This window comes from Pseudomonas sp. FP2309, from assembly GCF_030687575.1.
Lineage (GTDB): Bacteria > Pseudomonadota > Gammaproteobacteria > Pseudomonadales > Pseudomonadaceae > Aquipseudomonas.
In genome coordinates this window covers 3977444-3992386 of record NZ_CP117439.1, presented here as the reverse complement: position 1 = coordinate 3992386, position 14943 = coordinate 3977444, and the positions used below count along the sequence as shown (strand labels likewise).

Annotated in this window: 14 protein-coding genes; 7 read left to right on the top strand and 7 right to left on the bottom strand. The window is 61.9% G+C overall.

Annotation, left to right across the window (positions count from 1 at the left end; genetic code table 11):
- Window positions 1-60: 60 nt before the first annotated feature.
- Together recQ and PSH59_RS18265 are read left to right on the top strand one after the other, a co-directional pair.
- Window positions 61-2187, top strand: coding sequence for a DNA helicase RecQ (gene recQ, locus PSH59_RS18270; RefSeq protein ID WP_248077963.1), 2127 nt, complete (start codon window positions 61-63; stop codon window positions 2185-2187).
- 121 nt (window positions 2188-2308) lie between these two features.
- A complete protein-coding gene (locus PSH59_RS18265; RefSeq protein WP_017527592.1) occupies window positions 2309-2743 on the top strand; it encodes a MarR family transcriptional regulator in 435 nt (144 codons plus the stop codon).
- Window positions 2744-2958: 215 nt separating this feature from the next.
- Here the strand turns inward: PSH59_RS18265 and PSH59_RS18260 are convergent, their stop codons facing one another.
- Complete coding sequence (locus PSH59_RS18260) at window positions 2959-5148, bottom strand: patatin-like phospholipase family protein (protein ID WP_248077960.1); 2190 nt, start codon at window positions 5146-5148, stop codon at window positions 2959-2961.
- 84 nt (window positions 5149-5232) lie between these two features.
- Here PSH59_RS18260 and PSH59_RS18255 point away from each other — a divergent pair, with 84 nt between their 5' ends.
- Window positions 5233-5520 carry a SelT/SelW/SelH family protein gene (locus tag PSH59_RS18255; RefSeq protein ID WP_248077958.1) on the top strand — a complete coding sequence of 96 codons (288 nt, stop codon included), beginning with the start codon at window positions 5233-5235 and terminating at the stop codon, window positions 5518-5520.
- A gap of 41 nt (window positions 5521-5561) precedes the next feature.
- On the opposite strand, the gene PSH59_RS18250 is transcribed toward PSH59_RS18255, so the two are convergent.
- The 3 genes from PSH59_RS18250 to PSH59_RS18240 form a co-directional block, all read right to left on the bottom strand.
- Entirely contained in the window at window positions 5562-5843 is a 282-nt protein-coding gene (locus tag PSH59_RS18250) for a hypothetical protein (RefSeq protein ID WP_305393361.1), read from the bottom strand.
- 128 nt (window positions 5844-5971) lie between these two features.
- Window positions 5972-6856, bottom strand: a complete 885-nt coding sequence (locus PSH59_RS18245) for a DMT family transporter (RefSeq protein WP_248077955.1) — start codon at window positions 6854-6856, stop codon at window positions 5972-5974.
- Window positions 6857-6954: 98 nt separating this feature from the next.
- Window positions 6955-7704: an AraC family transcriptional regulator gene (locus tag PSH59_RS18240; RefSeq protein WP_305393360.1), complete on the bottom strand. Its 750-nt coding sequence runs from the start codon at window positions 7702-7704 to the stop codon at window positions 6955-6957.
- Between the two features lie 137 nt (window positions 7705-7841).
- Here PSH59_RS18240 and PSH59_RS18235 point away from each other — a divergent pair, with 137 nt between their 5' ends.
- The gene (locus PSH59_RS18235) at window positions 7842-8651 is read left to right on the top strand and encodes a UDP-2,3-diacylglucosamine diphosphatase (RefSeq protein ID WP_305393359.1); all 810 of its coding nucleotides are present in this window, start codon (window positions 7842-7844) and stop codon (window positions 8649-8651) included.
- Window positions 8652-8711: 60 nt separating this feature from the next.
- Here the strand turns inward: PSH59_RS18235 and PSH59_RS18230 are convergent, their stop codons facing one another.
- From PSH59_RS18230 to phhA, 3 genes are all read right to left on the bottom strand, one after another.
- Complete coding sequence (locus tag PSH59_RS18230; RefSeq protein WP_248077952.1) at window positions 8712-9911, bottom strand: amino acid aminotransferase; 1200 nt, start codon at window positions 9909-9911, stop codon at window positions 8712-8714.
- Window positions 9911-10267, bottom strand: coding sequence for a 4a-hydroxytetrahydrobiopterin dehydratase (locus PSH59_RS18225; RefSeq protein WP_213547755.1), 357 nt, complete (start codon window positions 10265-10267; stop codon window positions 9911-9913). Before PSH59_RS18225 ends, PSH59_RS18230 begins: the two co-directional genes overlap by 1 nt.
- Before the next feature lie 98 nt (window positions 10268-10365).
- Complete coding sequence (gene phhA, locus PSH59_RS18220) at window positions 10366-11172, bottom strand: phenylalanine 4-monooxygenase (RefSeq protein WP_305393358.1); 807 nt, start codon at window positions 11170-11172, stop codon at window positions 10366-10368.
- Window positions 11173-11430: 258 nt separating this feature from the next.
- On the opposite strand from phhA, the gene PSH59_RS18215 reads away from it, so the two are divergent.
- The 3 genes from PSH59_RS18215 (at window position 11431) to flgG (ending at window position 14899) form a co-directional block, all read left to right on the top strand.
- Window positions 11431-12993 carry a sigma-54-dependent transcriptional regulator gene (locus PSH59_RS18215; protein ID WP_305393357.1) on the top strand — a complete coding sequence of 521 codons (1563 nt, stop codon included), beginning with the start codon at window positions 11431-11433 and terminating at the stop codon, window positions 12991-12993.
- A 318-nt stretch (window positions 12994-13311) separates the two neighbouring features.
- The gene (locus PSH59_RS18210) at window positions 13312-14052 is read left to right on the top strand and encodes a flagellar basal body rod protein FlgF (RefSeq protein ID WP_248077949.1); all 741 of its coding nucleotides are present in this window, start codon (window positions 13312-13314) and stop codon (window positions 14050-14052) included.
- 61 nt (window positions 14053-14113) lie between these two features.
- Window positions 14114-14899 (top strand): flagellar basal-body rod protein FlgG, encoded by a 786-nt coding sequence (flgG, locus tag PSH59_RS18205; protein ID WP_248077947.1) that lies wholly within the window; start codon window positions 14114-14116, stop codon window positions 14897-14899.
- The last annotated feature ends 44 nt before the right edge of the window (window positions 14900-14943 follow it).

The following is a 14943-nucleotide window of genomic DNA, read 5'->3' as shown; positions in this document are numbered from 1 at the left end:
AGCCGTATTTTTTCGGCCAGCCTGTGCAGAGGGTTTTCGGGACTATTTTTGGAGTTTTACATGCTCGAGCAGGCTCAACGCGTCCTCAAGGACATCTTCGGCTACGACAGTTTTCGTGGCCGCCAGGGTGCGATCATTGAGCGCGTGGCCAAGGGGGGCGATGCCCTCGTATTGATGCCGACCGGCGGCGGCAAGTCGTTGTGCTTCCAGGTGCCGGCGCTGCTGCGCAATGGGCTGGCCGTGGTGGTGTCGCCGTTGATCGCGTTGATGGACGACCAGGTGGCGACCCTGGAAGAACTGGGCGTCGCTGCCGCTTCGTTGAACTCCACCCTCAGCGCCGAGCAGCAGCGCGACTTGGCGGCACGCATCAAGCGCGGCGAAGTCAAGATGCTTTACCTTGCCCCTGAACGTCTGGTGCAGCCGCGCATGCTGGCGTTTTTGCAGAGCCTGGAAATCGCCCTGTTCGCCATCGATGAAGCCCACTGTGTTTCACAATGGGGTCACGATTTCCGTCGCGAATACCTGCAGTTGGGCCAGTTGGCCGAGCTCTTCCCCGATGTGCCGCGTATCGCCCTGACCGCCACCGCCGACAAGCGTACCCGTGAAGAAATCGTCGAGCGCCTGCACCTGCAGAACGCCGAGCGTTTCCTGTCGAGCTTCGACCGCCCGAACATCTTCTATCGCATCGTGCCCAAGGAGCAGCCGCGCAAGCAGTTGCTCGCGTTTCTCTCCGAGCGGCGCAGCGATGCGGGCATCGTGTATTGCCTGTCACGCAAGAAAGTCGATGAAGTGGCCGCGTTTCTCTGCGAGCAGGGCTATCCGGCGCTGCCGTACCACGCCGGTTTGCCCAATGAAACACGCTCGGCGCACCAGAAGCGTTTCCTCAACGAGGAAGGCCTGATCATGGTAGCCACCATCGCCTTCGGCATGGGTATCGACAAATCCAACGTGCGTTTCGTGGCCCATATGGATCTGCCCAAGTCCCTCGAGGCGTACTACCAGGAAACCGGTCGTGCCGGCCGTGATGGCCTGCCGGCGGACGCCTGGATGGTCTACGGCCTGCAGGACGTGGTGATGCTCAAGCAGATGCTGCAAAACTCCGAAGGTGACGAGCGCCACAAGCGTCTGGAGCAACACAAGCTCGATGCCATGCTTTCGTTGTGTGAAGAGACCCGTTGCCGCCGTCAGACCTTGCTGGCGTATTTCGACGAAGACATGCCGCAGCCCTGCGGTCACTGCGACAACTGCACCGATGGCGTGCAGACCTGGGACGCCACTGAGCCCGCACGCCAGGCGTTGTCGACCATCTACCGCACCGGCCAGCGTTATGGCGTAGGCCATCTGGTGGATGTGCTGCTGGGCAAGGACAACGAAAAGGTCCGCAGCTTCGGTCACGAAAAACTGTCGGTCTACGGCGTGGGCAAGGCCCGTGCCGAAGGCGAGTGGCGCTCGTTGTTCCGGCAGATGGTCGCGCGTGGCCTGGTGGACATCGACATCGAAGGGTTCGGTGGCCTGCGCCTGAACGACAGTTGCCGCCCGCTGCTCAAGGGGGAAGTCAGCCTCGAACTGCGCCGCGACCTCAAGCCGCAGACCACCGCCAAGAGCAGCACCAGCCAGGCCAGCCAACTGGTGCGCTTTGAGGAGCGCGAACAGTGGGAAGCCCTGCGTACGCTGCGCCGCAAACTGGCCCAGGAACACAGCGTGCCGCCTTACGTTATTTTCCCCGACTCCACGTTGTTGGAGATGCTGCGCGAGCAACCCACCACCATGGCCGAAATGGCACGGGTCAGTGGCGTGGGTGCGCGCAAGCTGGAGCGTTATGGTCAGGCGTTCCTTGAAGTGCTCGGTGGCCAGGCCGAAGCGCCGAAGGAAGTGGCCGATATCCGCCACGAGCTGATCAGTCTGGCACGGGCCGGCATGACCCCGATCCAGATCGCCGGCCAATTGCAATGCTCTGAGAAAAACGTCTACACCCTGCTCGCCGAAGCCATCGGCGATCAGCAGTTGTCGCTGGAGCAGGGCCTGGATTTGCCGGAAGATCTGCTCGGCGAGATCCAGGACGCGTTCCTGGATGGCGAAGGCGAATTGCCCCCCGTGGCCGAGATCGCGCCGCTGTTCACCGGGCGCGTTCCTGAAGGCGTTTTGTACTGTGTACGGGCCGCCTTGCAGTCTGAATTCGAAATTTAGTGTGCCAATTACGACAATGTAACGAATCAGTACATAGCCACTCTTGCCTACTGACATGGCTCATGCTTAGCTGGCTAATAATTAGCCACAATTTATTTTCAGTCTAAATCATGAGTTTTTTATGCCGTTAACCGATCAACACCGCTTTGGTATGCAGTTGGCGCAAATGTCCCGTGGTTGGCGCGCCGAGCTGGATCGCCGTTTGGCGGGTCTGGGTTTGTCCCAGGCGCGCTGGCTGGTGCTGCTGCACCTGGCCCGTTTCGAAGAAGCGCCCACTCAGCGTGAGCTGGCTCAAAGCGTTGGCGTGGAAGGGCCGACCCTGGCTCGTTTGCTCGACAGCCTCGAAGGTCAGGGACTGGTACAGCGCCAGGCCGTGGTAGAAGACCGTCGTGCCAAACGCATCCTGCTGTGCGATACCGCCCGCCCGTTGATCGAGCAGATCGAAACCATTGCCACTGCCTTGCGCCATGAGCTGTTCGTGGGGGTGGATGAGGCTGACCTGCGTGTGTGCATGCGGGTGCATGGGCACATTCTGGCGAATCTGGAAAAGTCCTAGGCGGCGCTTATGCCTGGCGCACCTGGTTTGGTGAGCGGGCTTGCAGTGGCAGGGCGTGCTTGCCCCGCGTTGGGCTGCGAAGCAGCCCCACCATCGTTACCGCAGTTATCCAGATAAACCGCTGCGTCTGGTTTTCAGGGCCGCTTCGCGCCCCAGCGCGGGGCAAACCCGCTCACCACAAAAATCCTGCGCGCCGCTATAGGGGTAATGTTCTATCAGAACGTCTGCCCCAGATTCAGATACACCGCCCTCTGATTGTCATCATTGAACCCGTAGCTGAAATTCAGCGGTCCCAACGGCGTATCAAAGCCCAGGAAAATACTCGCAGCATTGATATAGCCGCTGTCGAATTCGTTGTCGTTGTTCCAAGCCCGGCCCCGCTCCAGGGACGCGCCCAGGTACAGCGGGAAATCCAGCGGCAAGTACGAACGCGGCGTCAGTCGGCGGTAATACACCGCGCGCATCAGGCTGATGTTCTGCCCCGAGATCGCATCCTGACGGAAGCCCGACAGCTGCCGCGCACCGCCCAGCAGGAAGCTGGATATCACCACGTCCGAATCGTCCAGAGTACGCCCGTAGCGTCCGCCCAGCACCAGCGTGTCCGGGCCGTGGCTCATGGCCTTGTCCAACTTGAATTCCCACTGTCGATAGCGCTGGTCCGAGCCCAGCCCTGGTGCGAATTCGCGGAAAGCCAAGCCGATGTCCTCGCCGGTGTGCGGGAAGTAGACGTTGTCCAGGGTGTCGAAGGAATACTTGAGCTCATAGAAGCCTTCGCTGAAGCTCACACTCGGCAGGTCGCGGTCGCCAATGCGCACATCCGCCTTGCCCCAGGCTTCGCCGACGCCGAAGCGGATCTCGCCACTGTTGCCGATTTGGCGTCCTACGTTCAGGCCGAATCCGTAGCGTTCCAGGCGGTATTCGGAGATGGGGTCGTTGTCCAGGATCAGCTCAACGTTCTGCGCCTGGGCGCTGAGGTAAGGTGCGACGAAGTAACGTGAACCGGCGTCCATCGGTTGGTAGAACTCGCTGTACAGCTCCTGCCGGTCGCCGATCTGTACGCGCGTCAGCCATTCGGCGCCAAGGCGGTTGATGCCGTTCATGCGGTAGCTCGCGCCGAGGTTGAAGGCGCTGTCGCCACGCATGTCGTCCGACAGGTTCAGGCCCAGGCGCAGGTAGTCAGTACCACTGCGCTTGCCGCGCGCGCTGATCACCAGGGTGTTTTCCTGGCCCTTTTTCACCACGCGGTATTGCACCTGCTCGAAGTAGTCCAGGCCGTACAGCGTGCCCATGTCGGTCTGCAGGCGACCCAGTTCCAAGGGTTCGCCCAATGGCTGGCGAATGTAGTAGCGGATCACGTCGTCGCTGACTTTCGAGTCGTTTTCCAGCTTGATTGCGGTGATCACTGGGGTTCGTTCGCCCGGCGTGCGTGCAGCCACCAGGGTCGGGTCGATGGGTTCGGCGGGGCGTAAATGCGCCAGGCGCAGGTCGAGGGCGCGGGTGGCACGGTAGCCAGCGTCGATCATGTCTTTGGCGCGGCCGAAGTCGGTCACGCCGTAGGCGGCCAGGGGCGGTTGGATCAGTACGTCTTTGGGGTTCAGGGCCTTGAGCTGTTCTTCGGAATTGCGCCGGGTCATCAGGGTAATGGACTGGTTAAGCACGTCCACCACGGTTGCCAGTTGCTTGCGCGAGCGCAGCGGGGTGCCGATGTCCACCACGATGGCGATATCCACCCCCATCTCCCGCGCCACGTCCAGGGGGATGTTGTCGGTCATGCCGCCATCCACCAGCAGCCGGCCGTCCAGCTCCACCGGGGCGAACACGGCGGGGATCGACATGCTGGCGCGGATCACCTGGGGCAGGTGGCCTTTGCTGAACACCACTTTTTCGCCGGTGGTGATGTCGGTGGCCACGGCGCGGAAGGGGATCGGCAGCTTGTCGAAATTCCGCGTGTTACTGCTGTGGGCGAACATGCTTTCCAGCAGCAGCGCCAGGTTCTGCCCCTGAATCACCCCCAGCGGCAGGCCCAGGCTGCCGTCATCACGAAAGCTCAGCTTCTGTTTGACCAGGAAATCGCGGTCATCCTGCTTGCGCCGAAATGGCACGTCTTCGCGCGGCGGCGCGTCGGACAAGGCCTGCTGCCAGTCGATACTCAGCGCCAGTTTCTCCAGCTCATCGATCTTGTAGCCCGAGGCATACAGCCCGCCAATCACGGCGCCCATGCTGGTGCCGGCGATGGCGTCGATATGGATACCCTGTTCCTCCAGCGCCTTGAGTACGCCGATATGCGCCAGCCCACGGGCGGCGCCGCCGGACAGTACCAGGCCGATTTTAGGGCGTGGCGGCTCGACGGCATCGGCAAGTAAAGGGAGGAGGCACAGGAACAGACAGGACAACAGGCGGCGCATCATGAATCTCGAGGCTGGGCGATAAAGGCCGGTATTATAGCCACCCGTTTCTCCTCCCTCGTTATGCCTGGAGCCAGTCAAATTATGTCCGCGAGCAAACCCGAGATTGTCATCACCTATTGCACCCAGTGCCAGTGGCTGTTGCGCGCAGCGTGGCTGGCCCAGGAGTTGTTGAGCACCTTTGCCGATGACCTGGGCAAAGTGTCGCTGGAGCCGGCGACCGGCGGTGCGTTTCGCATCACGTGCAATGGCGTGCAGATCTGGGAGCGCAAGCTGGACGGTGGTTTCCCGGAAGCCAAGGTGCTCAAGCAGCGCGTGCGCGATCAGATCGACCCGCAACGCGACCTCGGGCACAACGACCGTACAGCGTGACGGCCACCGCCGCGGGCGGACGGTGACCGGGCGGTACGTTGCTATTTCTCGGCCATCTTGCTTTTGATCAACCCCACGACCCACGTCAACACCAGGCCGCCTAAGCCGCCGCCGACCACATTGCTGCCGACCGTCGCCACATCCAGCGCTTCAGCGCCCGGACTACCGGCCATGACCGAGACGAGTTGACCCAGGACCAGCCCGCCGATACCGCCCAGCAGGGTATTGAGCCCGGCGCCCAGGCTCTGTTTGGTCATGCCGGCGAGGTTGCCGCCGATGGTGCCGCTGATGATCTGAACCAATACGTTGATGAGCATTTCCATGATCAAGCCCTTGCATCGCGTTTATGGAGTGACCCTCGCGTGCAGCAACTTCAAGCGTCATGGCTGTCGTCGAGCGGTCGGTTATCCGTTGAACGACGGCAGACTGTTGCGGATGTTCGGAGTATAGATCAGGCCGTTGCAGCGGGCTGCTTGGCTTGGCTGGCGCTGCCCATCAGCCCTGAGAGCACGATGGCGGCGATGATCAGCACGCCGCCCAGCAGCATGCGCAGGGTCGGGGTTTCGGCAAACAGCAGCCAGGCCGCCGTGATGCCGTACACCGGCTCCATGGCAAACACCACCGAGGCGGTGCGCGCCTTGATCACCGCGAGGCTGGCAACAAACAGGCTATGGGCCAGCCCGGTACAGAACACCCCGAGCAGACCGATCCACAGCCAGTCCAGCGCGCGTACCTCGGTCAAACCCGGCGCCGCCACTGGCAGCAGACACAGCGCGACCACCACGTTCTGGCACAACGCTGCCTGCACCGCCGGAATCCGCCCGGAGCTGGCACGGTTGTTCAGCGACAGCAGCGAGAACAACAGGCCCGAGGCGATGCCCCAGAGCAGGCCACCGGTGGCTTGGCTGGCAAGGTCGAAGTCGGGGGTCACCAACACCAGCCCGATGCTGACCAGCACCACCAGCACGATTTCATTGGCGCGGATGCGTTCGCGAAAAATCAGCCCTTCAAGGATCACGGTAAACGCCGGAAACGCTGTGAACCCCAGGGTGGCAACCGCAACGCCGGCCACCTTGACCGCCATGAAGAATGTCACCCAATGCGCGGCCAGTAGCAGGCCGCTCACCAGCAGGCGGCGCCAGTCGCGACGTTCGAGTGGCTTCCACGCCGTGTTGCTGGCGAATCGCGCGAAAATCGCCAGGGCCAGGACGGCAAACACGGCGCGGCCAAATACGATGATCGACGGTGAGGCGGCGGCCAGCTTGCCGAGTACGCCGGTAAGGCCAAACATTAACGCGCCGATATGCAGGGCGCCGAGGGCTGAGCGGGGAGTCATTGCGATCCTTGAACCAACGGGGTGACAGCTTCGCAGTCTAGAGGGTGGCGGGGCAGGCGTCTGTTGCGAGGCTCGCGATGTTTAGCGCCAGACTCTCGCTATCCAGACCGCCGCAGGGCTCCCGGAGACGCCCCGAACTCGCGCAGCATGGCGGCGGCAAATGCACTTTGCGAGGTGTAACCGACGCGTTCGGCGATTTCGCCAACCGGCAGCGAGGTGTCGCGCAACAGGTTCAAGGCCTTATGCAGGCGACGGCTGCGAATGTAGTCCATGGGTGTTTGCCCGCATTCGGCGACAAAACGCGCATGCAGGCGCGCCACCGAGAGCTCGGCGATGCGCGCCAGGTCGGCCACCTGCAAGGGGTGCGCGACGTGCCGTTGGATATGCGCATCGAACGCGGCATAGGGCAGGCGTCGGCCTGGCTGCGGTTGCGCCAGCGCCTGATTGAGGCTGGCCAGCAACAGCACCGCACCTTGCTGCACGATCAACGGGTCGTTCACCGGGCTGTGGGCCAGCCATTGCACTAATTGGTGCTGCCGGGCATCCAGAGCCAGGCGCGCGGGTTGTTCGAGCAGGCGGCGGCTGGCATCGGCGTGATCACCCAGCGATTGCAGCAGCCAGTGTTCGGTGGGTACGTCCAGCACCAGGCAGCGGCTGCCATCGCGGCTGCCGCAGGCGTGATGAGCGGAAAAAGGCAGGACCATCACGCTGCTTTCACGCACCTGGCTGGCGTGGCCCTCGACTTCCAGGTCGAGATGGCCGGACAGGCCGAACACCAATTGCGCATGGTCATGGCTATGGGCGATGGGCGCTTCGAGGTAGTGGCGTAGCGTGAGGGTCGGGCTCATCGCGGTCTCCTGGGTCGCAGGGCGCCAGTCTACAACGCTTGGCGATTGATGGGCGCTGTCATCAGACTGACGCACGGCTGTCATGGGCTATTAATCGCCAGGGCGCAAGCTCGTCAAAACAGCGTCGAGTGATGCCCATGACCAGTGCCGAGTTGACCAAGCCCAGCCGCAAGCAACGCGTGCGAACCCTGTGGATTTCCGATGTGCATTTGGGCACCCGGGATTGCCAGGCTGAACACTTGTCGCAGTTCCTCAAGGGTTACCACGCCGACAAGGTGTATCTGGTGGGCGATATCATCGACGGTTGGAAAATGCGCGGCGGCATGTATTGGCCCCAGGCCCACACCAACGTGATCCGCCGGCTGCTGACCATGGCCAAGCGCGGCACTGAGGTGATCTACGTCACCGGCAACCATGACGAGTTTCTGCGTCGCTACTCCAAGCTGATCCTGGGCAATATCCAACTGGTGGACGAGGCGGTGCACGTGACCGCCGACGGCCGCCACCTGCTGGTGATCCACGGCGACCAGTTCGATGTGATCACCCGCTATCACCGCTGGCTGGCATTTCTCGGCGATTCGGCCTACGAGTTCACCCTCACGTTGAACCGCTGGTTGAACCACTGGCGCGCCCGGTACGGCTATGGCTACTGGTCGTTGTCGGCGTATTTGAAGCACAAGGTCAAGACGGCCGTGAGTTTCATCAGCGATTTTGAAGAAGCCATTGCCCACGAAGTGACCAAGCGCGAATTACATGGTGTGGTGTGCGGGCATATTCACCATGCGGAGATCCGCAAAGTCGGCGAGGTGGACTACCTTAACTGCGGGGATTGGGTGGAGTCGTGCACCGCGTTGATCGAGCACTGGGATGGGCAGATCGAGTTGTATCGGTTGGCGGATGCGCAGGCCAAAGAGGCGCAGTTGAAAGCGCAGGTGGTCGCAAGCTGAAAGCCCTGCTCAGGGTAAATGTGGAAGCGCGCCAGCTCCCACATTTGAGTGCGTGTCCTGTCAGTTGGCGCGCGAGACGTCCGCGATTGCTTCTGCCAGCAGCGCCAACCGCGTCGCATCAGCGCCGGCCACGTTGGCCCGCCCGGAACTGACCATGTACACGCTGTGCTTCTCGCGCAGCTGCTTGACCTGCTCGGCACTCAAACCCGTGTAGGAAAACATCCCACGCTGCGCGCCGATATGGGCAAACCGCTCGGCCAACCCATGGGGCGCCAACGCTTCGACCAACCCTGCACGCAATTGGGCGATGCGCGAACGCATGGCTTCGACTTCGCCACTCCACAGCGCTTTGAGCTGCGTGTCACCGAGGATGGTTGCCACCACAGCGGCGCCGTGATCCGGTGGCGTCGACCACAGATTGCGCGCGATATTCGCCAATTGGCTGCGCACATCGGTGAGTTTTTCCGCGTCGGCGGCACACACGATCAAGGCGCCGACCCGGTCGCTGTACAGGCCGAAGTTCTTCGAGCAGGAACTGGTGATCAACACTTCCGGCAGTTCGGCGGCAAACAGGCGCACCGCCCAGGCATCCTGCTCCAGGCCATCGCCAAAGCCTTGGTAGGCAAAGTCGATCAATGGCAGCAGATGGCGCTCGCGCACGATCTGCAGCACTTGATGCCAGTCATCCTGGGATAAGTCGAAACCGGTGGGGTTGTGGCAGCAGGCATGCAGCAGCACCACGTCGCCCTCTGGCACGCTGGCCAGGGTGGCCAGCATCGCCGCCACATCCAGGCGGTTGTCGGCGCCTACGTAGGGGTAGTGGCAGACCTTGAGCCCGGCTTTGGCAAAGATGCTTTCGTGGATCGGCCAGGTCGGGTTGCTCAGCCACACGCCACGGCCCGGCAGGCTGTGGGCGATAAAGTCGGCGCTCAGGCGTAGGGCGCCGGTACCGCCAGGGGTTTGCGTGGCGCCGGCACGCCGTGCGTGAAGCAGGGCCGAATCGGCACCGAGTACGAGTTCGCTGATCCGCGCGCCGAAGGCCGCATTGCCATGCCCACCGATGTAGGTCTTGGTGGTCTGGGTGTCGACCAGGCGCTGCTCCGCCAGTTTTACCGCCTGCGGAATCGGCGTCAGGCCCTGATCGTCCTTATACACACCCACCCCCAGGTCGAACTTGTTCGGGTGGGTATCGTTGGCGTACAGGTCCATCAGCCCGAGGATCGGATCGCCGGGCACGCGGCCAATGGCATCGAAATGCATTACTTGCGGCCCTCGGCGCTCTTGGCCACTTCGTCGGTGCGCGCGGCCATGATGAAGTCGTTGCGGTGCAGGCCTTTGATCGAGTGGCTCCACCAGGTCACGGTGACTTTGCCCCATTCGGTGAGCAGGCCTGGGTGATGGCCTTCGGCTTCGGAGATCTCACCCACGGCGTTGGTAAAGGCCAGGGCGAACTTGAAGTTCTTGAACAGGAAAACCTTTTCCAGCTGCATCACGCCGTCGCGCACTTCGATGTTCCAGTCGGGGATCTGCTTGATCAGCACCGGCAGTTCTTCATCGCTGACTTGCGGGGCGTCGGCGCGGCAGGCTTCGCAGTGGGCTTGGTTCAAGGTGGTCATGGGGGTGTCCTGAATTCGAATGAGTGAAGATCAGTGGGGGTTACCCTAAAGCAACGCAGGGCCAGGGAAAAGACTCACCTGGCCGCAAAACCTCAGGTTCACGCAGCCTCTGGTTTGGGCGGGACTGCCTTTGGGGGGAAGAGCGGCGCATGCAGACCCAGCTGCATACCGCGTTCGACCATGCCCATGATGTCTTCCTGGGCCACGTCGAACAGGCGCTTGAGCTCGGGCAGCACGAAATAGAGCGGTTGCAGGATGTCGATCCGATAAGGCGTGCGCATCGCTTCCAGTGGGTCGAACGCCTGGTGCCGGGGTTCGGACGACAGGCTGTACACCGTCTCTTTGGGCGACGACAGAATCCCGCCACCGTAGATGCGTCGGCCAGCGGGCGTGTCCACCAGGCCGAACTCGATCGTCATCCAATACAGGCGCGCCAGGTACACGCGCTGTTCCTTGGTCGCGGCAAGGCCGAGCTTGCCGTAGGTGTGGGTGAATTCGGCGAACCAGGGGTTGGTCAGCAGCGGGCAGTGGCCAAAGATCTCGTGGAAAATATCCGGCTCCTGCAGGTAGTCCAGTTCTTCGCGGGTGCGAATAAACGTCGCCACCGGAAACTGCTTGCTGGCGAGCAATTCGAAGAAGGTCTGGAAGGGAATCAGCGCGGGCACACGGGCCACTTGCCAGCCGGTTGTCTCGGCCAACACCGTGTTGATCTCGCCCAATTGCGGAATACGGTCCAGGGGCAGCCCTAGTTTGTCGATGCCGTCCAGGTATTCCTGGCAGGCGCGGCCTTCGATCACTTTCAGTTGGCGCGTGATCAGGGTGTTCCACACCGCGTGTTCTTCAGGCGAATAGTGGATAAAACCTTGCGCATCGGGCTCGCGGGCCACGTACTGCGTCTGCTTCATACGGCTCTCCTGCTAGGCATTCGTTCTTGTTATGTCCTGCTGTGCCTGTATTGATACCCCGTTGATGGTGGGATTCCATCGGTCTGGAACGTGCTGGCGTAGGAAAATGCGCGGCTATTCGTAAAGTATTCGTTACGTATACGCGCTTGGTCGCTGTATCGGGCTGGGAAAAGCACACAACCTGTCACATAATCTTGACGACTATCTGCGCTCAGCGACAAAAAGACGCGGCGCCTACCCACCTTTTCGGGCCTTTTCATGCGTATCAAAGTGCACTGCCAGAACCGCATCGGCATCCTGCGGGACATTCTTAACCTGCTGGTGGAGTACGGCGTCAACGTCGCCAAGGGTGAGGTCGGCGGGGAGCATGGCAATGCCATTTACCTGTTCTGCCCGAACCTGGTGAACATGCAGTTCCAGGCGCTGCGCCCGCAGTTCGAGGCCATCGCCGGTGTGTTCGGTGTGAAGCGGGTAGGGCTTATGCCCAGCGAGCGTCGGCATATGGAGCTCAACGCTTTGCTCGGCGCGCTGGAGTTTCCGGTGCTGTCGATCGACATGGGCGGGTCGATCGTCGCCGCCAACCGTGCGGCCGCGCAGTTGCTCGGCGTGCGGGTCGACGAGGTGCCGGGCATTCCGCTGTCGCGTTACGCCGAGGATTTTGACTTGCCGGAGTTGGTGCGCGCCAGCAAGTCGCGGATCAACGGCTTGCGGGTCAAGGTCAAGGGCGACGTGTTCCTGGCGGATATCGCTCCCCTGCAATCGTCCGAGCACGATGACAGCGAGGCCATGGCCGGCGCGGTGCTGACCCTGCACCGCGCCGACCGCGTGGGTGAGCGCATTTACAACGTGCGTAAGCAGGAGTTGCGCGGCTTTGACAGCATCTTCCAAAGCTCCAAAGTCATGGCGGCGGTAGTGCGTGAAGCGCGGCGCATGGCGCCGCTGGATGCGCCTCTATTAATAGAGGGTGAAACCGGCACCGGCAAAGAACTGCTGGCGCGCGCCTGCCACTTGGCCAGCCCGCGTGGGCAATCGCCGCTGATGGCGCTCAACTGCGCCGGTTTGCCGGAATCGATGGCCGAGACCGAATTGTTCGGCTATGGCCCCGGCGCATTCGAAGGTGCGCGGGCCGAAGGCAAGTTGGGGCTATTGGAGCTGACGTCGGGCGGTACGTTGTTTCTCGACGGCGTGGGGGAAATGAGTGCGCGCCTGCAGGCGAAATTGCTGCGCTTTCTGCAGGACGGTTGTTTCCGCCGGGTGGGCAGTGATGAAGAGGTCTATCTGGATGTGCGCGTGATCTGCGCCACCCAGGTGGATTTGTCCGAACTCTGCGCCCGTGGCGAGTTCCGCCAGGACCTTTATCACCGGCTCAACGTGCTGTCCCTGCATATTCCGCCGCTGCGCGAATGCCTGGATGGGCTGGCGCCGCTGGTCGAGCATTTTCTCGATCAGGCCAGTCGGCAGATCGGCTGCCCGCTGCCCAGGCTGGCACCGGCGGCGATGGAGCGGCTCAGTCACTATCACTGGCCGGGCAACGTACGGCAGTTGGAGAACGTGCTGTTCCAGGCCGTCTCTTTGTGTGAAGGCGGGACCGTCAAGGCCGAGCATATTCGCTTGCCGGATTACGGCGTGCGTCAGCCCCTTGGCGATTTTTCCCTGGAGGGGGGGCTGGAGACGATTGTGGGGCGCTTCGAGAAGGCGGTACTGGAGAATTTGTACGCCGAGCACCCGAGCAGTCGCCAGTTGGGCAAGCGGCTGGGGGTGTCGCACACGACGATCGCCAATAAATTGCGCGATTATGAAATTCTCAAGGGTGGTAAATAGGCGTCAAGAGGGCAGCTGCGCAGCCCGGCGCAGGGCAAGCCTGCTCAGCACAACAAAACGGCTCACCAAGGCCAGCCTCTCATCTGCGCGAAGCCGCTCCCGCAGTGGATCTTTGTCGCCGGTGAGACCGGGGCTTGCCGCAGGCGGCAGTAGTCCGCCGTTTTTTCGACTCTGTGCAACACTTGCAAACTCGAGCCCCGCCGCCAAACCCCCGTCCTGTCTGCACTTGGTCCTCTTTTTGAAAGTTGGTTCGCAAATTGCTTAAGCCTCATCAGTACAGCGGTGGGCGGCAAGCCTGCGTCAGAAAGAGGAAAGAGTGTGGACAAGTACCTTTATGTGGCAATGACCGGCGCCAGCCAGAATGCACTGGCGCAGAAGGCCCATGCCAACAACTTGGCGAACATTTCCACCAACGGTTTTCAACGTGACCTGGAACAGGCGCGTTCGATGCCGGTGTTCGGTGACAGCTTTCCGGCGCGCGCCTTTGCCATGACCGAACGCCCAGCCACCGACTTCACGCCTGGCGCGATGATCGAGACCGGTCGTGACCTGGACGTGGCGGTTAACGGTGACGGCTGGATGGCCGTGCAGACCCCGGACGGCGGCGAGGCCTACGTGCGCAGTGCCAGCATGAACGTCGATGCATTGGGCGTGCTGCGCGCCGGCAACGGCATGCCGATCATGGGCAACGGTGGCCCGATTGCGGTGCCGCCTCAGCAGAAGATCGAAATCGGCGCTGACGGCACCATCAGCATCCGCGCCATGGGCGAAGGCCCGCGCGTGATGGCCGAAGTGGACCGGATCAAGCTGGTGCAGCCCGACCTCAGAAACATGAATAAAGGCTTGGACGGCACCATCCGTACCAAGGATGGCCAGCCGGCGGTAGCCGAGGCGAACGTCAAGCTGACCTCGGGCTTCCTGCAGGCGAGCAACGTCAATGCCGTTGAAGAGATGACGGCAGTGCTGGCGCTTTCCAAGCAGTTCGAGCTGCACATCAAGATGATGAACAGCGCTAAAGAAGATGATCAGGCCATGACTCGCGTCATGCAGATGAGCTGACAAGCCCACTAATCAATTTTTGAGTACGGCGCCAACAAACAGGCGCACGAAGGAGAACAGCATGCTTCCGGCTCTATGGGTTGCCAAAACAGGTCTGTCTGCCCAGGACACCAACCTGACCACCATTTCCAACAACCTGGCCAACGTCTCGACCACGGGCTTCAAACGTGACCGTGCCGAGTTCCAGGACCTGCTCTATCAGATCAAACGCCAGCCTGGCGCCCAATCGACCCAGGACAGCGAGCTGCCGTCGGGCCTGCAATTGGGTACCGGTGTGCAGATCGTCGGCACCCAGAAGAACTTCAACGCCGGTAACCTGCAGCAAACCGGTCAGCCCCTGGACATGGCCATCAACGGCAAAGGGTTCTTCCAGATCCTGCAACCGGACGGCACCACGTCCTACACCCGTGACGGCACGTTTCACTTGGACGCCAACGGCCAGATCGTGACCGCCAATGGCTTTGCCCTGGAGCCAGCGATCGTCGTGCCCAACAACGCTCAGACCTTCACTGTCGGCAACGATGGCACCGTGTCCATCACCGTGGCCGGCAACCCGGCTTCGCAAGTGATCGGCAACCTGCAAACCGCCGACTTCATCAACCCGGCCGGCCTGCAGGCGGTGGGTAACAACCTGTTCCTGGAAACCGCCTCCAGCGGCGCGCCGCAAATCGGCACCCCTGGCCTGAACGGCTTCGGCACCACACTGCAAAGCACCCTGGAAACGTCCAACGTGAGCACCGTTGAAGAGATGGTCAACATGATCACCACTCAGCGCGCCTACGAGATGAACTCCAAGGTGATCTCCACCGCCGACCAGATGCTTTCGTTCGTAACGCAGAATCTGTAATCAAGTCTATGGGGCGCCGCTGACGGCGCCTGCAACACCGTGAG